25 protein-coding genes and 1 tRNA gene are annotated in these 23,335 nt (G+C 58.9%); 18 read left to right on the forward strand and 8 right to left on the reverse strand.

Annotation, left to right across the window (positions count from 1 at the left end):
* Positions 1-486 (forward strand): hypothetical protein (locus AB4Z13_RS09995; protein ID WP_442205973.1); only part of this gene is annotated, 486 nt, incomplete at its 5' end.
* Between the two features lie 573 nt (positions 487-1,059).
* Entirely contained in the window at positions 1,060-2,484 is a 1,425-nt protein-coding gene (locus AB4Z13_RS10000; RefSeq protein WP_439017029.1) for a hypothetical protein, read from the forward strand.
* Positions 2,485-2,798: 314 nt separating this feature from the next.
* On the opposite strand, the gene AB4Z13_RS10005 is transcribed toward AB4Z13_RS10000, so the two are convergent.
* Positions 2,799-2,888, reverse strand: a tRNA-Ser gene (locus AB4Z13_RS10005).
* A 228-nt stretch (positions 2,889-3,116) separates the two neighbouring features.
* On the opposite strand from AB4Z13_RS10005, the gene AB4Z13_RS10010 reads away from it, so the two are divergent.
* The 9 genes from AB4Z13_RS10010 to deoA all read left to right on the forward strand — a co-directional run bounded on the left by AB4Z13_RS10010 (position 3,117) and on the right by deoA (position 11,713).
* Positions 3,117-3,434: a hypothetical protein gene (locus AB4Z13_RS10010; protein ID WP_113320552.1), complete on the forward strand. Its 318-nt coding sequence runs from the start codon at positions 3,117-3,119 to the stop codon at positions 3,432-3,434.
* A gap of 320 nt (positions 3,435-3,754) precedes the next feature.
* Positions 3,755-4,747 carry a BMP family lipoprotein gene (locus AB4Z13_RS10015; protein ID WP_113320553.1) on the forward strand — a complete coding sequence of 331 codons (993 nt, stop codon included), beginning with the start codon at positions 3,755-3,757 and terminating at the stop codon, positions 4,745-4,747.
* A 72-nt stretch (positions 4,748-4,819) separates the two neighbouring features.
* The gene (locus tag AB4Z13_RS10020) at positions 4,820-6,331 is read left to right on the forward strand and encodes an ABC transporter ATP-binding protein (RefSeq protein WP_439017030.1); all 1,512 of its coding nucleotides are present in this window, start codon (positions 4,820-4,822) and stop codon (positions 6,329-6,331) included.
* A 7-nt stretch (positions 6,332-6,338) separates the two neighbouring features.
* The gene (locus AB4Z13_RS10025) at positions 6,339-7,442 is read left to right on the forward strand and encodes an ABC transporter permease (RefSeq protein WP_439017031.1); all 1,104 of its coding nucleotides are present in this window, start codon (positions 6,339-6,341) and stop codon (positions 7,440-7,442) included.
* A 10-nt stretch (positions 7,443-7,452) separates the two neighbouring features.
* Complete coding sequence (locus tag AB4Z13_RS10030) at positions 7,453-8,424, forward strand: ABC transporter permease (protein WP_439017032.1); 972 nt, start codon at positions 7,453-7,455, stop codon at positions 8,422-8,424.
* Between the two features lies 1 nt (position 8,425).
* Positions 8,426-8,815 carry a cytidine deaminase gene (locus tag AB4Z13_RS10035; protein WP_439017033.1) on the forward strand — a complete coding sequence of 130 codons (390 nt, stop codon included), beginning with the start codon at positions 8,426-8,428 and terminating at the stop codon, positions 8,813-8,815.
* Positions 8,812-9,606 carry a purine-nucleoside phosphorylase gene (locus AB4Z13_RS10040; protein ID WP_439017034.1) on the forward strand — a complete coding sequence of 265 codons (795 nt, stop codon included), beginning with the start codon at positions 8,812-8,814 and terminating at the stop codon, positions 9,604-9,606. Before AB4Z13_RS10035 ends, AB4Z13_RS10040 begins: the two co-directional genes overlap by 4 nt.
* Positions 9,607-9,627: 21 nt before the next feature.
* On the forward strand, positions 9,628-10,404 hold the full coding sequence (gene deoC / locus AB4Z13_RS10045; RefSeq protein WP_439017035.1) for a deoxyribose-phosphate aldolase: 777 nt from the start codon (positions 9,628-9,630) through the stop codon (positions 10,402-10,404).
* Position 10,405: 1 nt separating this feature from the next.
* Positions 10,406-11,713: a thymidine phosphorylase gene (gene deoA / locus AB4Z13_RS10050; protein ID WP_439017036.1), complete on the forward strand. Its 1,308-nt coding sequence runs from the start codon at positions 10,406-10,408 to the stop codon at positions 11,711-11,713.
* 6 nt (positions 11,714-11,719) lie between these two features.
* On the opposite strand, the gene AB4Z13_RS10055 is transcribed toward deoA, so the two are convergent.
* The 7 genes from AB4Z13_RS10055 to AB4Z13_RS10085 all read right to left on the reverse strand — a co-directional run bounded on the left by AB4Z13_RS10055 (position 11,720) and on the right by AB4Z13_RS10085 (position 17,413).
* Entirely contained in the window at positions 11,720-12,289 is a 570-nt protein-coding gene (locus AB4Z13_RS10055) for a TIGR02281 family clan AA aspartic protease (protein WP_310379766.1), read from the reverse strand.
* A gap of 125 nt (positions 12,290-12,414) precedes the next feature.
* Positions 12,415-13,044 (reverse strand): uracil phosphoribosyltransferase, encoded by a 630-nt coding sequence (gene upp / locus AB4Z13_RS10060; RefSeq protein ID WP_037072717.1) that lies wholly within the window; start codon positions 13,042-13,044, stop codon positions 12,415-12,417.
* 210 nt (positions 13,045-13,254) lie between these two features.
* Positions 13,255-14,223: an adenosine deaminase gene (locus AB4Z13_RS10065; protein WP_439017037.1), complete on the reverse strand. Its 969-nt coding sequence runs from the start codon at positions 14,221-14,223 to the stop codon at positions 13,255-13,257.
* Positions 14,220-15,440: a phosphopentomutase gene (locus AB4Z13_RS10070; protein WP_439017038.1), complete on the reverse strand. Its 1,221-nt coding sequence runs from the start codon at positions 15,438-15,440 to the stop codon at positions 14,220-14,222. Before AB4Z13_RS10070 ends, AB4Z13_RS10065 begins: the two co-directional genes overlap by 4 nt.
* Before the next feature lie 248 nt (positions 15,441-15,688).
* Positions 15,689-16,270: a TadE/TadG family type IV pilus assembly protein gene (locus AB4Z13_RS10075; protein WP_439017294.1), complete on the reverse strand. Its 582-nt coding sequence runs from the start codon at positions 16,268-16,270 to the stop codon at positions 15,689-15,691.
* Positions 16,270-16,899 (reverse strand): TadE/TadG family type IV pilus assembly protein, encoded by a 630-nt coding sequence (locus AB4Z13_RS10080; protein WP_113320587.1) that lies wholly within the window; start codon positions 16,897-16,899, stop codon positions 16,270-16,272. Before AB4Z13_RS10080 ends, AB4Z13_RS10075 begins: the two co-directional genes overlap by 1 nt.
* 112 nt (positions 16,900-17,011) lie before the next feature.
* Complete coding sequence (locus tag AB4Z13_RS10085; RefSeq protein WP_113320562.1) at positions 17,012-17,413, reverse strand: pilus assembly protein N-terminal domain-containing protein; 402 nt, start codon at positions 17,411-17,413, stop codon at positions 17,012-17,014.
* Positions 17,414-17,805: 392 nt separating this feature from the next.
* On the opposite strand from AB4Z13_RS10085, the gene AB4Z13_RS10090 reads away from it, so the two are divergent.
* From AB4Z13_RS10090 to AB4Z13_RS10120, 7 genes are all read left to right on the forward strand, one after another.
* Complete coding sequence (locus AB4Z13_RS10090; protein ID WP_113320563.1) at positions 17,806-17,994, forward strand: Flp family type IVb pilin; 189 nt, start codon at positions 17,806-17,808, stop codon at positions 17,992-17,994.
* A 51-nt stretch (positions 17,995-18,045) separates the two neighbouring features.
* Positions 18,046-18,234 carry a Flp family type IVb pilin gene (locus tag AB4Z13_RS10095; RefSeq protein WP_007827289.1) on the forward strand — a complete coding sequence of 63 codons (189 nt, stop codon included), beginning with the start codon at positions 18,046-18,048 and terminating at the stop codon, positions 18,232-18,234.
* 101 nt (positions 18,235-18,335) lie between these two features.
* Positions 18,336-18,848: an A24 family peptidase gene (locus AB4Z13_RS10100; RefSeq protein WP_439017039.1), complete on the forward strand. Its 513-nt coding sequence runs from the start codon at positions 18,336-18,338 to the stop codon at positions 18,846-18,848.
* 110 nt (positions 18,849-18,958) lie between these two features.
* Positions 18,959-19,774 (forward strand): Flp pilus assembly protein CpaB, encoded by an 816-nt coding sequence (gene cpaB, locus AB4Z13_RS10105; RefSeq protein WP_439017040.1) that lies wholly within the window; start codon positions 18,959-18,961, stop codon positions 19,772-19,774.
* 5 nt (positions 19,775-19,779) lie between these two features.
* The gene (locus AB4Z13_RS10110) at positions 19,780-21,291 is read left to right on the forward strand and encodes a type II and III secretion system protein family protein (RefSeq protein WP_439017041.1); all 1,512 of its coding nucleotides are present in this window, start codon (positions 19,780-19,782) and stop codon (positions 21,289-21,291) included.
* Positions 21,288-22,040 carry a CpaD family pilus assembly protein gene (locus AB4Z13_RS10115; protein WP_113320567.1) on the forward strand — a complete coding sequence of 251 codons (753 nt, stop codon included), beginning with the start codon at positions 21,288-21,290 and terminating at the stop codon, positions 22,038-22,040. The genes AB4Z13_RS10110 and AB4Z13_RS10115 overlap by 4 nt, the downstream gene beginning before the upstream one ends.
* 17 nt (positions 22,041-22,057) lie before the next feature.
* The gene (locus tag AB4Z13_RS10120) at positions 22,058-23,335 is read left to right on the forward strand and encodes an AAA family ATPase (RefSeq protein ID WP_439017042.1); all 1,278 of its coding nucleotides are present in this window, start codon (positions 22,058-22,060) and stop codon (positions 23,333-23,335) included.

Below are 23,335 nucleotides of genomic sequence, written 5' to 3' on the forward strand. Positions count from 1 at the left end.
GGGTCATATCGACGGCGGCCGTCGCGACCAACAAGCCGCACCTGCAGTTTAGGAGCATCTTCATCCATGATTTGGTGTCCACCTATTTTGGTGGACACTCATGCCTCAGAGCGCTGCGTCTCAAAAGGCGCACCGAAATTCGCGCTTACGATCGATCAGAAGGAGCATAGTAATAAGATTGACGACGAGATCATCGCCGAAATCAGGCGCTCCAAGTTCCTCATCGCGGACTTTACGTGTGGGCTAGTCGGTTCTGGAGAAGGAATTACCGCGATACCAAGAGGCGGTGTCTACTACGAGGCGGGCTTTGCACAGGGTCTAGGTATCCCAGTGATTTGGTGTTGCCGCGAGGATCACATTAATCACGTTCACTTCGATACTCGACAGTTCAACCACATCACATGGAAGACCCCAGAAGAGTTGCGTGAAAAGCTCAAGAACCGGATCAGCGCTGTCCTTGGTGATGGCCCGCTTGTATCCCACTGAGATAACCGAACCGACAGACTGGAGAAGTAATGTTTTTCGGCATGGTCTTTACCAGTCCGCGAACGTCGGGAACCGTCCAGCAGCAAGGTGGATAGCCTCGGTCCATTTCATCACAGTGCTAGACCTCCACCTTGTATGCAACTCGCGCCTGTAGGACAGCAGTGAATCGAGCATAGTTTGAAACCGCCAAAACTCTCCAACTCACTAGTTATTGCTGAAGATGCGAAACTTGCTGCACAGGTTTCATGCAAATTAGCCGTACGAGGCAGTTACTTACCCGTGCTGGCTGGCCCGCGCCTTTCCAGACCCGACGCTGATTCTGAAGTTGTTAGATGCAACAACGCGGTCGCTCGCTCAGGTGCCCAGTCAATTTATATGGTGGGCCTATCCAGAGCCGCTCGTTCCCAGCTTGGAAATTATCTTCCAATCCGCCGAACCACCTACATCTCGGACGCAAGTTCGCTGATAGGCTTGGGAGGTGAGACTGCCCACGACTCGTCAACGTCACCCGCTTTGGTCTGGGGATGCGACAACCTTGGGATCGGAGTTCTTAAAGCTCTCCGTGAGCGTCGGATGATCGAGTTTACGACTGGACCATCCCCCTGCGAAGTTGTCGAAGGTCGAACAGGGCATTTAGTGGTTTGTGAACAGGGACATGAACTCAGTGAGGTCATTGCAGCCAACTACGCATATGGACTGGGAGCCGGACTTGCTATCATCCCCAAGGTCCCTGCTGATGTGGCTGACGCCATATTGGAGACTTTTTACTCGCTGTATGACCATCCGGACTACTCTCCCCATGAACTTAGAGAGAACCTGCGGTCGCAATTACGCTCTTTCTGTGGAGATTTAAGACTCCCGGTATCTCCATCACTGACGTTCATAACAAACAAGCTGCCCTTTGGTTTTGGATATACCGAAGCGCCCTCCACGCACTTGTTCACCTATCCCGATCTCGGAATGGCGATCATCAACGGTTTCGCTGGCACAACCTCAAACGAGGGTGAAACTGTTTCGGCAGTTGTAGTAGACCCCGGTCAGACACCTGCACCAGAAATTGCGACCGCCGCCCAGCTGCTGGCGCAACGGGGGACATTCGTGCGGGGATACAAGGGACCCGCTGCGAACGTGCGCGACGTAAGCCTGATGATTGAGCATTTCCCATATGATTTATTGATCATCGCTACTCACTGCGGGGACGCCCCAGGTTATCGTTGGACGTACGAATTCAAGGATGCCGTTGGTAAGTCGAGACAGCTTGTTGTAGACATAGCGCTGGGTATTGCTCAGTCAGATGACGATCCTGACATGGTACACTTAACACGATTTGACCGATTTCATTCCCTGGATAGCGTGCTTTGGAATGATCCAGAAAAAAGCAAGAAGGTCTTCGTCGGCTCGGCAATACTTGAATATATGCGTCAAACTCACGAGACGCACGAATTGGAGCCAATTTCCAAGGAAACCATAGACCGCGTTTTGGGCTCGGCGGCACTTCGCATGTTCGACAACAACCTCATAGCGCTCCCGGCAGCTTTAGCTAACTACCGCACACCGGTCATTTTTAACAACGCTTGCGTTTCATGGCACGAACTCTCCAAGCGCTTCATGTTCGCGAACGCACGGGCCTACGTTGGCACGCTATGGCCGGTTACAGGCGTCGAGGCAGAGGATGTACTCCTGCGAACAATCGGTAAGCATTTTGGTAAGCCACTTGCTCACGCTCTTTGGTCAGCCCAACGCGAGGCTTATCAGGATCAACTTCGCCACCCCTACATCATGACAGGCGTTTATCCGCAACGGCTGCAAGGCTCACGTTCAAATGCACCGCAGGAAATCTTGAAGTCTTTAGCCCAGGGTTTGCGGGTCTGGCAGGACCGGCTCAGCAAAACTAATGGCGATGACGAGCAAAAGCTGCGCTCGATTCGGTCAATCTGCCGATTCTTCCGGGCCGAGTACGAACACATGACTCGACGCTGGAGTAGAACGAAACCATAGCGCTCAGATTTGGGTACGCTCGCTGGGTACTTCTTTGGGTACTTGCCCGCTCAGCGGCAGGCCACATCAGATTGATTTCTAAGGGAAATAACGAACGAAGCGAAATTTGGTGGAGCTAAGCGGGATCGAACCGCTGACCTCTTGCACGCCATGCAAGACGACTGGAGCACATGACCTCAATTTCACAGCAAGCGTGAACATTCTTAATAGGTCTTCAGTAGCTGTCACTCAGAGCTAAAAGTCGCGATCGAAATGGGGATGCAGGTGAGCCGGCATTAAATAATGCAAATTTTCAGCGCATTAGATGAAACCAATGGCGGACAAGGTGGGATTCGAACCCACGGTACGCTTTCACGTACACACGCGTTCCAGGCGTGCGCCTTAAACCACTCGGCCACCTGTCCTTATTGGGTGTTCGCATCCGCAGAGGATGCAAATCGTCGGAACGGCGCGATATATACCGATGATTTTTCACCGATCAACCCAAATCTAACAGTTTTTTGACTTCTTCCGATAAAACTACGCGCAATGCCGTCCATTGCGCCGTCTCCGTTGCCAACCTATCTCTAGGTCTGAGTGGAGAATGGCGCGGCTCGCCGTATAATCAGGCCTACCCGTCGTCGGAGGAATCGATGCGTTTCTTGTTGCGTCTTGCCAGTCTGTTTGCGCTGGCAGTTGCGGTCATTGCCGGTACCATCGATTCGATCCAGTCCGTCGCATCCTCGCAAGTGATCATGACCCCGATGTCGGATGCATGGGAGGACGTCAGCCCCTCGACGCTTGTCGCGCTGCAGTCCTCCGTTTCCTATTACGTCCATCCGCGTTTCTACGCTTTCATCTTCCAATGGCTCATGCTGCAGCCGGCCTTTGCCGTGCTTCTGGTGCTGTCGCTGCTGCTGTGGATGATCGGCTACAAGAAGCCGCCGGTGGCAGGCCGTTTTACCGCCTGACAGACAGGGGCTGGAGGGTGTGGATGAGCGCAATCGGCAGCTACCAGAACGGGAAGATAATGGTGCCGATGACGCCAGGGCATTGGTTAGAAAATTCGCATTTTAGCAGTCGATTTGCCCAGAATTCAGCACCAAAGGACTGATTTTCGGCAATAATGGCAAATCTTTACCAACCGAAAAATTTCTGGTGAATTTTTCGCTGAGCCATGCAAGGATGCACGCAGCCAGGCCTCCGGGGGGAGGTCGGTGGTTCCGCAGACATGCCTGAAAAAGGCTTGCGGGAGGACCCAAACAAATAGCAACAACAGGGCTGCAAACTCATGAAAAAATCCCTTCTCACCCTCCTTGCCGTGGCAGCGATGTCGACGACGGCGCTTGCCGCCGACATCAAGCCGGCTCTCGTTTACGGCACCGGCGGGAAGTTCGATAAATCCTTCAACGAAGCTGCCTTTAACGGCGCTGAAAAGTTCAAGAAGGAAACCGGCATCGCCTACCGCGATTTCGAGCCGACCGGCGACACCCAGGGCGAGCAGGCCATCCGCAACTTCGCAAGCCGCGGCTTCAACCCGGTCGTTGCCGTTTCCTTCGCCTGGACCTCGGCTGTCGAGAAGGTTGCCGCTGAATTCCCGGATACCAAGTTCATCATCGTTGACTCCGTCGTCGACAAGCCGAACGTCCGTTCCGTCCTCTACAAGGAAGAAGAAGGCTCCTACCTCGTCGGCGTTCTCGCCGGCATGGCGTCCAAGACCGGCAAGGTCGGTTTCGTCGGCGGCATGGACATTCCGCTGATCCGCAAGTTCGAATGCGGCTATGAGCAGGGCGCACGCGCCGTCAAGGCCGACGTCGAAGTCTTCCAGAACATGACCGGCACGACCGGTGCTGCCTGGAACGACCCGGTTCGCGGCGGCGAGCTCGCCAAGAACCAGATCGACCAGGGTGCTGACGTCGTTTACGCAGCAGCCGGTGCGACCGGTCTCGGCGTTCTGCAGACGGCAGCCGACAACAAGAAGCTGTCGATCGGCGTCGATTCCAACCAGAACCACCTGCACCCGGGTTCCGTCCTGACCTCGATGGTCAAGCGCGTCGATCTCGCCGTCTACAACGCCTATAACGACACCAAGAACGACAAGTTCACGGCTGGCGTCCAGTCTCTCGGCGTCAAGGAAGACGGCGTTGCCGCCGCGATGGACGAGAACAACAAGTCGCTGATCACGCCGGAAATGCAGGCCGCCGTCGACAAGGCCAGGGCCGACATCATTGCTGGCACCGTCAAGGTCCACGATTACACCACGGACAACGCCTGCCCGAAGTGAGTCGTAACTGAGATCGGGCGTATGGCGGACAAGGATTTTCGCCATACGCCCTTTTCTTATTTGGAGCCTGCTGTGACAGATCAGCCTGCTATCGAACTTGTCGGCATCGACAAGAAATTCGGCGCCGTTCACGCCAACAAGGACATCAACCTGACCGTTGCCAAGGGCTCGATCCATGGCATTATCGGGGAAAACGGCGCTGGTAAATCGACCCTGATGTCCATCATCTACGGTTTTTACCAGGCCGACAGCGGCGAGATCCGCGTCAACGGCCAGCCCATCACCATCAGGGACAGCCAGGCGGCGATCGCAGCCGGCATCGGCATGGTGCACCAGCATTTCATGCTGGTCGATAATTTCACCGTCCTCGAAAACATCATGCTCGGTGCCGAAGGCGGCGCGCTGCTGGCCAAGGGCGTGGCATCGGCCCGCGCCGAACTCAAGCGGCTGGAAACCGAGTACGGCCTGGAGGTCAATCCGGACGCGCTGATCGAGCAGCTTCCGGTCGGCCTTCAGCAGCGGGTGGAAATCCTCAAAGCCATGTATCGCGGCGCCGAGATCCTGATCCTCGACGAGCCGACAGGTGTGTTGACGCCGGCTGAGGCCGATCACCTGTTCCGCATCCTCGGCGTGCTGCGCGACCAGGGCAAGACCGTCATCCTCATCACCCACAAGCTGCGCGAGATCATGGCGATCACCGATACGGTCTCCGTCATGCGCCGCGGCGAAATGGTCGCCACGCGCAAGACCAGCGAGACCACGGTCGAAGAGCTTGCCGAACTCATGGTCGGCCGCCGCGTGCTGCTTCGTGTCCAGAAGGGCGAGGCCAAGCCCGCCGATGTCGTACTTTCCGTCCGCAACCTGACGGTCAAGGATAACAGGGGCGTGACGATGGTCGACAACGTCTCCTTCGATGTCCGCGCCGGCGAGATCGTCGGCATTGCCGGTGTCGCGGGCAACGGCCAGTCGGAACTGCTGGAAGCGATTGCCGGCATCCGCAAGCCTGCCTCCGGCGAGGTCCTGCTCGATGGGCAGCCGATCGACAAGGCCGATCCTGCACGCCTGCGCGAATTCGGCCTAGCGCATATCCCTGAAGACCGCCACCATATGGGCCTCGTCCTCAAGTTTGAGGAATATGAGAATTCGGTACTCGGTTATCACCGCCGGCCGGATTACAGCCGTGGCCCATTTCTCGATCTCGAAGCCATCCGCAAGGATGCCATGGAGAAGATCGAGAAATACGACATCCGCCCGCCGAACCCGCGCCTGAAAACGGCGAATTTCTCCGGCGGCAACCAGCAGAAGATCGTCGTCGCCCGCGAAATCGAGCGCGACCCGAAGATGCTGATCATCGGCCAGCCGACCCGTGGCGTCGATATCGGCGCCATCGAATTCATCCATCGCCGGATTATCGAGATGCGCGATGCGGGCAAGGCCATCCTGCTCGTCTCCGTCGAACTCGACGAAATCCGCGCCCTTTCAGACCGTATCCTTGTCATGTTTGCCGGCCACGTGGTCGGCGAGAAGACGCCCGATGCCGGTGAACAGACCCTCGGCCTGATGATGGCCGGCATTGCCGCGTGAGGCCTCGATGAGCACTGCTTCCGTAACACTACCGAGATGGATCAATTACGGTCTGATCCCTCTTTTGAACCTGGTCGTCGCCTTCCTGATCTCCGGCTTCGTCGTCTGGCTGATCGGCGAGAGTCCGCTGGCCGCGCTGTCGCTGCTCATCGAAGGTGCCTTCGGCAGCGGCGAGGGCATCGGCTTCACGCTCTATTACGCAACGAGCTTCATCTTCACCGGCCTTTCGGTCGCCGTCGCCATCCATGCCGGCCTCTTCAACATCGGCTCGGAAGGCCAGGCATATTTTGGCGGCCTCGGCTGTGCGCTGGTGGCGCTGTCGCTCGACAATTACGTGCCCTGGTATGTGACCATGCCGGTCGCCATCGTCGGCGCGGCCCTTTTCGGAGCAGTCGCGGCCTTCATTCCGGCATGGCTCCAGGCAAGGCGCGGCAGCCATATCGTCATTACGACGATCATGTTCAATTACATCATTGCCACGCTGATGAACTACGTGCTGGTGCATGTGCTGAAAGTGCCGGGCAAGATGGCGCCGGAAACCCGCACCTTCCTCGTAGGCGGCCAGTTGCCGAAGCTGACATGGCTGATGGAAATGTTCGGTTCGAAGCTCGGCGCGGCGCCGCTCAACGTCTCTTTCGTCATCGCCTTGATCATGTGCTACCTCGTCTGGCTTCTGGTCTGGCGCACCAAACTCGGCTTCGAAATGCGCACGCTGGGCGTCAGCCCGACCGCTGCTTCCTATGCGGGCATTCCCTATACCCGGATCGTCATGATCGCCATGATGCTGTCGGGCGCGCTGGCCGGCATGATGGCGCTCAATCCGGTCATGGGCTCGTCTGCCCGCCTGCAGCTGGACTTCGTCGGCGGCGCCGGTTTCGTCGGCATCGCCGTGTCGCTGATGGGCCGCAACCATCCGCTCGGCATCCTCTTCGCAGCCCTTCTCTTCGGCGTGCTCTATCAGGGCGGCGACTGGATCTCCTTCGAAATGCCCAACATCACCCGCGAGATGGTTCTCGTCATCCAGGGTCTGGTGATCCTGTTTGCCGGTGCTCTGGAATATATGTTCCGCCCGGCGATGGCGCTCATCTACCAGCAGTTCAAGCGAGCCTGAGGAGCGAATGATGGATTATTATGAAATCTTCATCAGCGTTCTGAGCTCGACGATCCGGCTCTCCATTCCGCTGATCTTTACAGCACTCGCCGGCCTGTTTTCCGAGCGCGCCGGCATTTTCGATATCGGCCTGGAAGGCAAGATGCTGGGCTCGGCCTTTGCCGCCGCCTGTGTCGCCTATCTCACCGGTTCAGCCTGGGCCGGCCTCGGTGCCGGCGTGGCTTGCTCGGTGGCGCTCAGCCTCGTGCATGGTTTTGCCTCGATCACCAATCGCGGCAACCAGATCATCTCGGGCGTCGCCATCAATTTCTTCATCGCCGGTATCACCATCGTGCTTGGAGGGGCCTGGTTCGAGCAGGGCGGCCGCACGCCGCAGCTGGCGGCCGAAGCCCGCTTCTCGCCGATTGTGCTTCCCGGCGCCGAGGCCATGCGCGAAGTGCCGATCATCGGCCCGCTCTATGCCGGCGTGATCTCCGGCAACAATATCCTCACCTATCTCGCCTTCCTCGCCGTGCCCTTCTCCTGGTGGGTCCTCTACCGCACGCGTTTCGGCCTGCGTCTTCGCGCCGTCGGTGAAAATCCGGGAGCGGTGGATACGGCAGGCATTTCGGTCTCCTGGCTGCGTTACCGCGCCGTCATGTGCGCCGGCATCCTCTGCGGCTTTGCCGGCACCTACCTGGCGATCGCCCAATCGGCTGCCTTCATCAAGGACATGTCGGCGGGCAAGGGCTATATCGCGCTTGCCGCTCTCGTCTTCGCCAAGTGGAGGCCGGTGCCTGTCATGTTCGCCTGCCTGCTCTTCGGCTTTCTCGATGCGTTGGCGAATTTCATGCAGGGCAAACAGGTGCCGCTGATCGGCGAAGTACCGGTACAGGTTTTCCAGGCTCTGCCCTATATCCTGACCTGTGTTCTGCTCGCCGGCTTCATCGGCGTTGCAATACCGCCGAAGGCCGGCGGCGTGCCCTATACGAAGGAGCGTTGATATGTCTCACGACCTGTTCGAAGCCGCCCGCGGCGCCATGGCCTTCGCGCATGCTCCTTATTCCAAGTTTCCCGTCGGCGCGGCAATCCGCGCCGAGGACGGCAAAGTCTATACCGGCGCCAATATCGAAAACCTCTCCTTCCCGCAGGGCTGGTGCGCAGAGCCGACGGCAATCAGCGCCATGATCATGGGCGGCGCGAAGAAGATCGTCGAAATGGCGGTCATCGCCGAAAAACTGCCGCTCTGCCCGCCTTGCGGCGGCTGCCGGCAGAAGATCTCGGAATTCGCCTCGAAGGACACGAAGGTCTATCTCTGCGATGAAGCCGGTGTGAAGAAGACCATGACCATGGAAGAGCTTCTTCCCTTCAGTTTTGAGACGGAACTCGGATGATCGCGACCATCGATCTGCTCGCGGCTCTGCTCGGCGGGCTCAAACCGCGCTACGGCATCGTGCTCGGCTCGGGCCTCGGCTCGCTGGTCAGTGAGCTCACCGATGTCGTGCGTATTCCCTATAAGGATCTGCCGGGTTTTCCGGTCAGCGCCGTCTCCGGCCATGCCGGAGAGGTCGTCGCCGGCCATCTCGGTTCGGTGCCGGTCATCATGCTCTCCGGCCGTGTCCACTATTATGAAAAGGGCGATGCAAACGCCATGCGCCTGCCGATCGAGGTCCTGCAGGCGCTCGGCGTCGAGGTCCTGATTCTCACCAATTCGGCGGGTTCGCTGAAAGAGGACATACCGCCCGGTTCGGTCATGCAGATTGCCGATCACATCAATTATTCCGGCATGAATCCGCTGATCGGGCAAGAGAGCGACCACCGTTTCGTTGGCATGACCAATGCTTATGACGCCGAGCTTTCGGCTGCCATGCGAGATGCAGCAAAGACGCTTGATATCCCGCTCGCAAGCGGCGTCTACATGTGGTTCTCGGGCCCAAGCTTCGAGACGCCGGCCGAAATCCGCATGGCCCGTGTTCTCGGCGCCGACGCGGTCGGCATGTCGACCGTGCCTGAAGTCATCATTGCAAGAATGCTGGGCTTGAGGGTTGCGGCTGCCTCCGTAATCACCAACTATGGGGCTGGCATGACCGGAGACGAGCTCAGCCACGAGGAAACCAAGGACATGGCGCCGGTTGGCGGTGCCCGTCTTGCCGCTATACTCAAAGAAATGATTGCCGGTAAATGATTGCCGGTGGAGGAAGCGAAAATGAATAGCTATTCCAGCCGGGAAACGGCCGCCGTTGCCCTTTCCCTTCTCGACCTCACCAATCTGAAGGATGACTGCACCCAGGAGCAGATCGATACGCTTTGCGCCCGCGCGCAGACACCCTATGGCAGCAGTGCCGCAATCTGCATCTGGCCGCGTTTCGTCGCCCATGCCCGCATCGTGCTCGGCAAGGGCCACCCGGTCCGTATCGCGACCGTCGTCAATTTTCCCTCCGGCGACATGGAAATCGCTGATGTCGCCGCCGAAACGCGCGAGGCGATCGCCGATGGCGCCGATGAGATCGATCTCGTCATCCCCTATCGCAGGCTGATGGCAGGCAACGAGAAGGCCGTTACCGATATGGTCGCGGCCGTGCGCGCCGAGTGCGTTGCACCCGTGCTCCTGAAGGTCATCATCGAGACCGGCGAGCTGAAGGATGCCGCCCTCATCCGCCGTGCCTCGGAACTGGCGATCGAAGCGGGCGCCGATTTCATCAAGACCTCTACCGGCAAAGTTGCCGTCAACGCGACGCTGGAAGCAGCCGACATCATGATCCGCGCGATCAGAGAGAGCGGCCGCAAGGTGGGTTTCAAGCCGGCTGGCGGCATATCGACCGTTGCGGATGCGGCCCTTTATCTGAGCCTTGCGGAAACCATCATGACGCCGGACTGGGCGATGCCCTCCACGTTCCGTTTCGGTGCCTCCGGCCTGCTCGACAATATCCTCTCCGTGCTCAGCGGCACGGAGCCGAAGCCGGCGGCAGCCTCGAGCTATTGAGATGATCCCCCAGGAGATCATCCGCCAGAAGCGCAACGGCGCCGAACTGCCGACCGATGATATCGACGCCTTTATCGCAGCCCTGGCTGCCGGCAATCTGTCGGAAGGCCAAATCGGCGCCTTTGCCATGGCGGTCTGGTTCAAGGGCATGTCACGCACCGAGACCGTCGCGCTGACGCTTGCCATGGCGCGCTCCGGCGACATGCTCTCCTGGGAAGGCGTCGATCGGCCAGTCGCGGACAAGCACTCGACCGGGGGAGTGGGCGACAACGTCTCGCTGATGCTTGCCCCGATCGCCGCCGCTTGCGGTCTGGCCGTGCCGATGATTTCCGGCCGCGGCCTCGGTCATACCGGGGGAACGCTGGACAAGCTCGAATCCATTCCAGGCTATACGATCAATCCGGATGCCACTCTCTTCCGCAAAGTGGTGAAGGAGGTCGGCTGCGCCATCATCGGTCCGACGGGTGCCCTGGCGCCGGCCGATGGCCGGCTCTATGCCGTGCGCGATGTGACGGCCACCGTCGATTCCATCCCGCTGATAACAGCCTCGATCCTGTCGAAGAAGCTTGCCGCCGGCCTTCAGACATTGGTGCTCGATGTCAAAACCGGCAACGGCGCTTTCATGGCCGATCCGGAGCAGGCAATCGTGCTGGCGCATTCGCTGGTCGAAGTCGCAAATGGCGCGGGCGTGAAGACATCTGCGCTGATCACGGACATGAATCAGCCGCTTGCCGATAGCGCCGGCAATGCCGTGGAAATACACAACTGCCTTGATTTCCTGGCAGGCCGAAAGGCCGGTACCCGTCTTGAAACCGTGGTGCTTGCCTTTGCCGCCGAGATGCTCGTGCAGTCGGGTATTGCGGGCTCGCTTATGGAGGCGGAGAGCAAGGCACAGGATGCTCTCTCTTCCGGCAAGGCTGCGGAGATCTTCGCGCGCATGGTGCATATGCTCGGCGGCCCGGCCGATCTTCTGGAACGGCCGGATGCCTATCTGCGCAAGGCACCGATAGAGCGGCCTGTTCCGGCATCGCGCACCGGCTGGCTCGCGGCCTGCGACGCCCGCGATGTGGGCGTGAGCGTGATCGACCTTGGCGGCGGGCGACGCCATCCGGCTGACAGGATCGACCACAGCGTCGGCTTCACCGGTCTGCTGCCGCTTGGAACGCGTGTGAATGAGGGCGATCCGATAGCGCTCGTTCACGCTGCCGACGAGGCTTCGGCAGAAAGGGCCGTCGTCGCACTTGCCGCAAACTATCGCATTGCAGACGAGAAGCCGGAGCTTCCCCCAGTTATCGCCGGCCGTATCTGATGGAGTTTACTGCTTGAGGCTGAGTGAGCCGTCGGCGACGGAGTAGGAGGCAAGCTTCTGCAGGAAGCTCATGCCAACAAGCGTGCCGCTCAGCGCCTCGTCTTTCAGCACGAAGGCTTCGACGCTGCGAACGCGAATGCCGCCGATTTCCACGCGGTCGAGCATCACATGCGCCGCCTTGGTCTGGCCGTTCGCCGTATTGACCGCATAGCGGAAATCGAGCTGGTTGCCGGAAAAGCCGAGCCTGCGGGCGAGGCTTTCGTTCAGCGCGACATAGGTGGCGCCGGTATCGATCAGCCCCTGTACCGGCTTGCCGTTGATCCTGAAATTGCCGGTATAGTGGCCCTGAGCATCAGCCTGCAGGCGGATCATGCCGCCATCGGCGATCGTGGCCGACGTATCGGGTGCACTATCTTCGGTCGAGACGAAATTTGCGGAGATCGTATTGCCGGGCTGCTGCGTCGTGCGGGTGAGCAGAGAAGGCACTTGTGTCGCCAGCGCAGCCGCGATGCTGGCAAATATGACGGTACGCATGAGCATGAAACAGAAATCCTTCCTGTATAAACCCCGCCTCATGCGGGACCTCACGCTTCAAGCAGCTAAGCCATAAGTGCTGAAAAGTTGCTAACGGCGACATAAAAAAGGCCCGGAACGAACCGCCGGGCCTTGCAAGGTTTTCGAATTGGTAAAGGAAGCCGAAACTATTTGGTACCGTACATCCGGTCGCCGGCATCGCCGAGACCGGGCACGATATAGCCCTTCTCGTTCAGATGGCTGTCGATCGCCGCCGTGAAGACCGGAACGTCAGGGTGGGCGCTACGGAAGTTCTTGATACCTTCCGGAGCGGCCAGCAGGCAGAGGAAGCGGATGTTGTGGGCTCCACGCTCCTTCAGCTTGTCGATGGCCGCAATCGAGGAGTTGCCGGTCGCAAGCATCGGGTCGACCACGATGATCAGGCGCTCGGCGACATCCTCGGGCGCCTTGAAGTAATATTCGACCGGCTGCAGCGTTTCATGGTCGCGATAGACGCCGATATGGGAAACACGGGCGGACGGCACGAGATCGAGCATGCCTTCCAGAAGACCGTTGCCGGCGCGCAGGATGGAGGCGAAAACCAGCTTCTTGCCTTCGAGGATCGGCGACTGCATCTGCTGGATCGGCGTTTCGATCGTCTCCATCGTCAGCTCCAGATCGCGGGTGACCTCATAACAAAGCAATGTCGAGATCTCGCGCAACAGCCGGCGGAAGCTGCCTGTCGAGGTTTCCTTGCGCCGCATGATGGTGAGTTTGTGCTGCACGAGCGGGTGATCGATGACTGTGACGCCGTCCATAGGGAAACCTTCCAATTCTTTGTTCTTATCGGCTGTTTCTTTCATGGAAATCGTCTCCTCTGCAAGAGCGGAGGCGAATTTGCCTGGAGCATTAACAATCTCGCACCACTAAAGCATGCCGCGCAAAAGTGCGCCGCGGTTTTGCGATAACGGCATGCGAAAATAAAAGTCTAAAGCGTGGTAAGCGAATCCGATAGATCGCGGCACGCTTTAGAGCCGGGCAAGCAACGCCTGGCGGGTCTCTTCGTCGACGAAGGCTGCCTCGATGGCCGTTCGCGTCATAGCATTGATTTCAGCGTCACTGAAGGCGAAGGCCTCCGAGGCAAGCTCGTATTCCCGCTTGAGCGATGTGTGGAAAAATGGCGGATCGTCGGAGCTGATCGTCACCTTCACGCCCGCATCTCTCAGCCTGCCCAACGGGTGCGAGACGAAATCCGGAAAAACCTTGAGCGCGATATTCGAGCCGGGGCAGACCTCCAGTACCGTGCCGAGGTCTGCAAGCCGCTTGACGAGTTCGGCATCCTCGATTGCCCGCACACCGTGGCCGATACGCGAAGGGCGCACCTCATCCAATGCGTCCGAAACGCTGAAGGCGCCGCAAACTTCACCGGCATGGATGGTAAGGCCGAGCCCTGCATCGCGGGCGATGTCGAAGGCGCGCGCATAGTCGGCAACGCGACCCATCCGCTCCTCGCCGGCGAGATTGAAGCCGGTGATCAGCGGGTTATTGGCCTTTGCCGCATATTCCGCAGCGCCGATCACGCTTTCCGGACCGAAATGTCGTTCCCCGGTCACGATCAGCCGGGCCTCGATGCCGCTTTTTGCCTTCGCCCGGCGGATGCCTTCGCAAACACCGGATATATAGGCGTCCGCACCGAGGCCGATGCGCTTGCCGTGGTCGGGTGAAACGATGAGCTCGCTGTAGATCGTACCGATGCCGGCAAGTTCTTCCAGATAGGTTTCCGTCAGCAGCGCATAGTCTTCCTCGGTCTTGTAGACCTCGGAAACCTTGTCGTAACATTCCAGAAAGCTCGCGAAATCATGCCAGACATAGGCGCCGCCCTGCAGATGGGCGCTGATGTCGATGTTGTATTTGCGCGCCTGAGCCTCGGTCAGATCAGGGGGAGCAGCACCCTCCAGATGGCAGTGCAGCTCGACCTTCCTCAAATGCGATGTCACAGAAAACTCCTCCCATGCTGTCCCGAGGGAATACCGAGATGCCGCGCAATGCTCTCGCCGATATCGGCATAGGTCCGGCGCAGGCCGACCGAACGTGACCTGATGCCGGGACCGTAAGCGATAACAGGCACGCGCTCGCGCGTATGGTCGGTGCCGCGCCAGGTCGGGTCGCAGCCGTGATCGGCAGTCAGGATCACGAGGTCGCCGGCCCGCAGCTTCCGGTGAACTTCAGTAAGGCGCTCGTCGAAGGCTTCAAGGGCAGCTGCATAACCCGGCACGTCGCGGCGATGGCCGTACAGCATGTCGAAATCGACGAAATTGGTGAAGACAAGATCGCCATCCTCCGCTTCGTCTATCGCAGCAAGGGAGGCATCCATCAGGGCATCGTTGCCATTAGCCTTGATGACCCGTGAAACGCCATGATGAGCGAAGATATCGCCGATCTTGCCGATCGCGTGCACATTGCGGCCATGCTGGACGAGCCGGTCGAGCAATGTCGGCTCCGGCGGCGGCACCGAGAAGTCGCGACGGTTGCCGGTTCTTTGGAAGGTCGCGGCGCTCTGGCCAATGAAGGGGCGCGCGATGACGCGGCCAATATTATAGGGATCGAGAAGGCTGCGGGCGATCTGGCAGAAGGTGAGCAGGCGGTCGAGGCCGAAATAGACCTCATGAGCCGCCACCTGGAACACGGAATCCGAGGAAGTGTAGCAGATCGGCTTGCCGCTGCGCATATGCTCTTCACCGTAACGGGCGATGATCTCCGTTCCCGAGGCATGGCAGTTGCCGAGAATGCCGGGCACATCCGCTGCGCGGCAGAGCGCGTCGATCAGTTCCTGCGGAAAGGCATCGCCTTCGCTCGGAAAATAGCCCCAGTCGAAGGTAACAGGCGTTCCGGCGATTTCCCAATGACCTGATGGCGTGTCCTTGCCGCGCGAAGTTTCGTTGGCAGCGCCGTAGATGCCGTAGATCTTGTCCGGCAACGGCATGCCGGCCGGAAACTGGCCGGAAGCCGCCCGCGCAATATGCAGCAGCCCGAGCGCCGACATGTTCGGGAGTGCGAGGGGGCCGGAACGCAGACCGGCTCGGTCGGCAGCACCTGCCGCACAGAATTCGGCGATATGGCCGAGCGTGTCGGCGCCTTCATCGCCATAGGTCGCCGCATCCGGTGCTCCGCCGACACCGAAGGAATCCAGAACGAAGAGAAAGGCACGCGCCATTTTTCACCCGTATTATCTGCCGTCGCCAGCGTATAGCTGGAACGATCCGACTACAGCGCCGCGCGTCTTTTCGGACGCGCAAAGGACGCTGTAGCACTTTAAATTGCTGCATAATTTTATCCTTAAATCGATTCCGATTTAAGGAATTATGCAGTAGCGCACAGCCATATAATGACGGGAACGGCTTGGCAAATTTGCGGTGTGGAACTTAAAGTTTGGCAGGCGGATCCGAAGGATCGCGACACGCTTCAGCAGTCGCCGCAGGGAATATTGTCGTTTTGCCGCTGGCGATAGAAATAGCTGCGGCTGATCGTGATGGTGCGCGTCTCCGCCGGCAAGAAGCTGGGAGCAAAGACGAGCAGCGTATAGGGCGTGCTGAGCTCGGTGCGGACAAGGAAGCTGTTTGCTTTCTTCATTTCCGTCGGCACATCTGAAACCGCGCTGTTCTTGGCATAGGGTGCTGCACCGCTTGGGGCCCAGGACCAAAGAACCGTGGGATTGGCGCTGCCGTCGATCTGGATTGCCGTGACCTTCAATGAGAGACCGGAACTGTCATAAGGCGCGAAGATCGCCGGGGCAGCTTTGGCGATATCTGTGAGCGAGCTTTTGGTGACGCTCTGCTGCTGGGTAATGATATCGGCGATCGAGCCGGCGGCACGTGTCGTGCGCTTGCTGACGTTGAGCCCGAGCGTGATCTCGAATGCGCCGAGATAGAGCATGATCAGAACCGGGAAGATGATCGCAAACTCGATGGCGCCCACGCCCTTCCGGTCGCGTACAAAGCGCCGCGCCGTCGAAGCCAGCCAGATCAGGGGTCCGCGGCGTGCCATCATGGATACTGCTCGTTCTGGAAGGCTGCCGTGGCGACGATCAGATATTCGCTCGGCATGGAACTGCCGACTGGGCGAAGGCCGGTGACATAAGGACGGACGAGATCGACGGTGATGGACCAGCGGTAATAGGCGCGCACCATGTTGATCGAGCCGGGGCCGCCGGGCGTGAACTTGAAATCCGAAGTCTTGAGATCGGAATATTTATCCGCAGACACTCTCGGGATCGTCGTCGGAATGGACGCAAAGTTTGTGAAGCTCTGTACATCCAAATATAGCTTGCCAGGTGTCGCCGCCTCCGTCGCCGAGCAGCGGATGATGATCGAGATCTCGTCGCAGAAGGCCTGCCGGAACTGTGTCTGCGTCTTGTAGGTCGTACGGGTGGAATCGAATGTGATCTGCCCCGTCCGCATCTGACGGCTCATCGTATCGACGGCGCTCGAGACGAGTTGTTCCGCCGCAAAGGCGATGAAGGTTTCCAGGATGGCGAATATGATGATGAAATAGGGAATGGCCAGCAACGCGAATTCGATCGCGGCAGAGCCATCACGCGAGCGGGCCAAGGCGCGAAGTCTGGATAAACGGAGGGACGCACGCACCTTGCCCGTCTCCTGCTCACGGATCGCCATGGTCTGGCCTCGAAAATGTTCTTCGGGCGCCACACTAAGACGCGTTCGTTGATTTTCCGTTTCAGGTCGGAGCAGCTATTTTAACGAATAGGTGTGAGCTGGGCGTAATTGGCTAGTTTCCGGAAGCCGCTTCACCCTGCTGCGAATGCTGCTCGCAATTGGGCGTGCAGGAAAGAACCGAGCGCTCCGTCTGGCGATAGACGCGCACTGTGTTGCCTTCATCGATGGAGACGAGAATGCGTTCGTCCAGAATGGCGTTGCCATCGGTATCGAGCAGCACGATGTTGGTGGTGCCGAAGGCGCGGCCCGTCAAGACGATTGTCTTGGCATCGGCGACAGTCGCATCGGCAACCTTGGAATTGCCGACGATGACCTTGCTGACCGGCCGGTCGAGCTTCAGGACGCGCGCGTGATCCATATAGACGCGCAGCATGTCTTCCTGGGCGGAGGCCGCGGATGCCGTAAGAGCCGCAATCACCCAGGCAAAGAAAACGGTCTTGCCGTTCGATGGCATTTTGGCCCTCTTTCACGATCGTAATGCTAATTGCAGATAGAATGGAAAAAAATGGTGAACGAAGCTTTAAGCTCTCCATGCCATGTTCATGAGTGAAACGCCCTGGATTGTTTCGGTACGCTTCGATGAGGCATGAAATCGACGGGCAGCAGAAATTCGTGCCATTTCTGGATGCTTGAAAGCTATTGTTTCACTTTGCTTCCGGAAATTCCTTAGAAATGCAAGCAATGCGGTAAGGAATTACTTACCCTGACTGGGCCGGTTGTCTCGTTTACGCCTTGTTAACGCATTTCATTAAGTCGATGGAAACAGCCATTCGCTAGGTTGCAGCCATCCGATCAACGGCAACAGTTGGCGGACGTGCTGAACATCAACTGGAGTTAGGAGTAACCATGACCAAGCTTTTTAGCCGTTTTCTGAAGGATGAATCCGGCGCGACCGCAATCGAATACGGCCTGATCGCCGCCCTCATTTCCGTAGCCCTCGTTGCTGGCGCCACCACGCTCGGCACCAAGCTCAACGCCACGTTCGCTGGACTTGGCACAAAGCTGTCCGATGCTACGGCGAAGACGGCCCCTTAATAGCTGCGGCGTAGCTCTGGTTCAGAGCATCAACTGGAGTTAGGAGTGACCATGATCAAGCTTTTTAGCCGTTTTTTGAAAGATGAATCCGGCGCGACCGCAATCGAATACGGCCTGATCGCCGCCCTCATTTCCGTAGCCCTCGTTGCTGGCGCCACCACGCTCGGCACCAAGCTCAATGACACGTTCGGCGAGCTCGGTCTAAAGCTGACTAATGCCACGACGAAGACCACTCCGTAATAACTGGAGCGTAGCTCTGGTTCACTGCGATCAGGCTCACGAGCGAACCGCCGTGAGCCTGTTTTGTCTTGGGCAGATGAGAACTTGGGGCAGGTGAGAAGATGATCGTAGCCGCAATACTTCTGGTTTTTCCGCTCTGCCTTGCTTTCGCGGCCATATCCGATCTGTTGACAATGACGATCCCGAACAGGGTATCGTTGATCCTGATAATTTCATTCGCCGTGCTGGCGCCTTTGAGCGGCCTGGCTCTTCCGGCGATCGGAATGCACGCACTTGGCGCCGCCATCGTGTTCGGCATTTGTTTTGCCCTGTTTGCGCTCAATGTGATGGGCGGTGGAGACGCCAAACTCTTGAGCGCGGCCGCAATTTGGTTCGGTTACGATCCCGCTCTGCTGTCTTTTCTAGTTTATGTCAGTGTCACCGGCGGCCTGGTGACGTTCGCAATCCTGTTGATCCGCTCGCAGGCAAATACGATATTGGCCATTGGGCTCCCTATTCCCAATTCGCTCCTGCTAGCGAATAAGATTCCCTACGGTATCGCCATCGCGATCGGCGGCTTCCTGGCGTTTCCGTCCTCGCCGCTCTTCATCGCCGCGCTGGAAAGCCTGAAATGACGGCATTTTAATCGGCCGTTAACTTAAAATGTAAGTGTTCCATTAACCATAATTATACCAATTCCTGAGCATTCTGCGGGGCGAACGCGTTGTGCCCCAAGGAATGATCAATGAAACCGGCCCGCCTTATTATCCTAGCTGTCGCCGTGGTGGCAGCCGGCCTCGCCGGTCTTCTTGCGATGAACATGGCCGGTAGTGGCGGTGTCGTCACGAAGGTTCAATCCGTTATCGAGAAGGAGCCGACCGTCAACGTATTGGTCTCCAGCGCCAATCTTCCTGTCGGCGCGAGACTGGATGAGAAGGCCGTTCACTGGATGGCCTGGCCTCAGAACGGCGTTGTCCAGGGTTTCATTACCGAGACCGACCGGCCGGATGCGATCAAGGATCTGCAGGGCGCCGTCGTGCGCTTGCCCGTCTTCGAAGGAGAGCCGATCCGTCCGGAGAAGGTCGCCGATTCCAACAGTCGTATCCTGTCTTCGCTGTTGCCCGCCGGCAAGCGCGCCGTCGCGACCGAAATCTCCGTCGCGACCGGCGCCGGCGGCTTCATCCTCCCCAATGACCGCGTCGATGTCATCATGGTGCGCAAGGGGCAGGGCACGGACAAATACATAACCGAAACCGTGCTCAGCAATGTCCGTGTTCTCGCCATCGACCAGCAGATCGAGGAGAAGGAAGACGGCACCAAGGCAGCGGTCGGCACGACAGCAACCCTGGAGCTGACCCCCGACCAGACCAAGGTTCTGGCCGTCGCCCAACAGATGGCCGATCGCCTTTCGCTTGCGCTGCGTTCCGTCGCCGATGCGCAGGAGCAGGATACCAGCGCGGCAGACTATCTGCTCAGCGGCGATAACGGCAGCGCACTCATCCAGGTCATCAAGTCCGGCTCCATCGTCACGGATGCCACCGGCTCAATAAAGCCGGAGTAAGGGAAATGCAGATGGGCAACTCAAAACAGCGCACCAGGCTTTTCCTGACCGGCTGCCTTTCTCTGGCAATGGCGGCGACGGGCGTTACGCTGCCTTCCTTTCATGCGCCTTTCGACGTGAAGCAGGCCAACGCCGGCTCGGAAAGCCTCATCCGCATTTCGCAAAGCGGTCCCGGCGCACATCGCCGTCTGAAGCTCGGCCTCAACAAGGCTGTTGTCGTCGACCTGCCGGAAGACGCACATGACATTCTCGTTTCCGATCCCAGCATGGCCGATGCCGTGACCCGTACGTCGCGGCGCATCTATCTTTTCGGCAAGAAGGTCGGACAGACCAACATCTTCGTTTTCGGCGCCAGCGGCGAGGAGGTCGTCAGCCTTGATATCGAGATCGAGCGCGACGTTTCCGGTCTTGAGACCAATCTGCGCCGCTTCATTCCCGACTCCGCCATCAAAGTCGAGATCGTTTCTGATAATATCGTGCTGACGGGTACCGTTCGCACGCCGCAGGATGCAACCCAGGCAGCATCGCTCGCCGAAGCATTCCTGAAGGGCGGCGAGGCCACGACGCGCACGGAAACCGCTTCAGGTACCGGCGGCGACAGTGCGGTTGCGCTCTTTGCTGAAAACCGCCAGGTCTCCCAGGTCGTCAACCTCTTGCAAATCCAGGGCGAAGACCAGGTCACGCTCAAGGTCACGATCGCCGAGGTTCGCCGTGAAATCCTGAAACAGCTTGGCTTCGACAATCTCGTCACCAATTCCTCGGGCATGACGGTCGCCCAGCTCGGCAGCCCCTCGGCGGATACGGCCACATCCGTCGTCGGTGGTGGCCTCGCCGCACTCTTCAAGAACTCGATCGGCAAATACGATATTTCGACCTACCTGAATGCGTTGGAACAGGGCAAGGTCGTTCGCACGCTGGCCGAACCCACGTTGACGGCGATCTCCGGTCAGGCCGCGACTTTCAATTCCGGCGGTCAGGTTCTTTATTCAACGACGGACAACCAAGGCAACGTCACGGTCGTTCCCTATAACTACGGTATCAATCTGGCTTTCAAACCGGTGGTCCTTTCTTCCGGCCGCATCAGCCTGCAGATCAAGACCAACGTCTCGGAGCCGGCGCCGTCGGTATCGGGTACCGCGCCCACCTATCAGCGCCGCTCGGCAGAGACTTCAGTCGAACTCCCTTCGGGCGGTTCGATCGCTCTTGCAGGCCTCATTCGGGACAACATTTCCCAGACGATGAACGGCACACCTGGCGTCTCGAAGATCCCGCTTCTCGGCACGCTCTTCCGCCAGAAGGGATTTGAGCGCCAGGAAACGGAGCTGGTCATCATCGCAACGCCCTATCTGGTGCGTCCGGTGGCGCGCAACCAGCTCAATCGTCCGGATGACAATTTCAGTCCGGAAAACGATGCCTCCGCCTTCTTCATGAACCGCGTCAACAAGGTTTACGGCAGCCGCCAGGCGCCGGTTGCCGATGCACAGTTCCACGGTTCCATCGGGTTTATCTACAAATGAGCGGAGCGCGGTCTGGACCGATGAAAAAGAACAGAGATCAGGCGATGGCTCCTTCGAATACGAGACAGTCCCGAGGCGCAAAACCACTGCTCGTGGCTGCTTCGCTCGCCGTTGCCATCCTTTCCGGCTGCGCCGGCCCGCGCGACCAACTGACGACGGGCGGCATCCCTGATGACTACCGGGAGCGCCATCCCATTGTCGTTACGGAAGCCGAGCAGACGGTAGACATTCCCGTCGCCTCTACCGATCGCCGCCTGACGATTGCCCAGCGTGAGCTGATCCGCGGCTTTGCAACCAACTATGTGTCGCGCGCCTCCGGCCCGGTCTATATCCTGTCTCCGGAAGGTTCACCGAATGCGGGAGCGGCCCGCGCCCTGCGCAGCCAGGTCCGGGCCGAACTTGCCTCGCGCGGTATTGCCAGCAACAAGATCATCAATACGTCCTATGCGGCAACCGGTCTCCTCGATGCTGCACCGCTGCGGCTGAGCTTTACCGGCACAACGGCGGTAACGACCCAGTGCGGCCAATGGCCGAAGGATATCACGGCCGACTTCACGAACCAGAACTATTACAATTTCGGCTGTGCCTCGCAGAACAACCTCGCCGCCCAGGTCGCCAATCCGGAAGATTTCGTCGCTCCGCGCGGCATGACCCCGATCGACGCAGAGCGGCGCAATCAGGCGATCCAGGAATACCGGACGACGACGTCCACGATCGAGGACGTCGATTCCGGCCAGACCGGTTTCTGATCAGGCGGGATGGAACGATGAGCACCGTCGACTACGAGATCAAGAATACCAGCGAACTCCGCCATGCCGAAGAGGCAATGCGCATGGGCGAACTGGAAAACATGCGGCCGCTGCCGCGCATCTCCGTTCATGCCTTCTGCGAGAGCGAAGGACTGCAGCGGGTGATGGAGCGCTGCGCCAATGACCGGCGCATGTCGAAAGTCAGTCTGCGCATCACCAGCGGCGGCACGGCTGCTGCTGCAAACATGTTCTCAAGCACACCGACGCCGAACCTGATCATCATCGAGACCAGGGCGAACTCCGCCAGCCTGCTCGCCGAACTCGCGCCGCTCGCTGCCGTCTGTGATCCCTCGACCAAGGTCATCATCGTCGGCTACTACAACGACATCGGCCTCTACCGCGATCTGATCCGCAACGGTATTTCCGAATATATGGTCCAGCCTGTCGCCATGCCCGATATCATGGGCGCAATGGCAACGATCTTCGTCGATCCGGAAGCCGAGCCGCTTGGCCGCTCCATCGCCTTCATTGGCGCCAAGGGCGGGGTCGGGGCCTCGACGATCGCCCATAATTGCGCCTTCGGCATCTCCAACCTGTTCTCGACCGAGACGATCCTGGCCGATCTCGACCTGCCCTATGGCACGGCGAACATCGATTTCGATCAGGATCCGGCCCAGGGCATTGTCGAGGCCGTCTTTGCGCCGGAGCGGCTTGACGAGGTTTTCCTCGATCGCCTGCTGACCAAGTGCTCGGAGCATCTTTCACTGCTGGCCGCTCCCTCGCTTCTCGACCGCGCCTATGATTTCGAGGGCCAAGCCTTCCAGCCGGTGATGGATGTGCTGCAGCGCAGCGCGCCTGTAACGGTGCTCGACGTTCCGCATGCCTGGTCGGACTGGACCCGTACGGTACTGTCAAGCGCCGACGAAGTGGTTATCTGCGCGGTTCCCGATCTCGCCAACCTGCGCAACACCAAGAACATGCTTGATGCGCTCCGTAAGATACGCCCGAACGACAAGGTGCCGCATCTCATTCTCAATCAGGTCGGTATGCCGAAGCGGCCGGAAATCTCGGTTTCCGATTTCTGCGAGCCGCTGGAAGTCGAACCGATTGCCATCATTCCCTTCGATATCGCCCTCTTCGGAAACGCCGCCAACAGTGGCCGGATGATTTCGGAGGTCGATCCGAAATCTCCGACGGCGGAGACTTTTTCGCAGATCTCGCACATCGTCACCGGTCGCGTGGCAATCAAGAAATCCAGGAAGGGCGGCCTTCTCGGCCTTCTGAAGCGTAAGTGA

It is taken from the genome of Rhizobium sp. YAF28, from assembly GCF_052113285.1.
Lineage (GTDB): Bacteria > Pseudomonadota > Alphaproteobacteria > Rhizobiales > Rhizobiaceae > Rhizobium.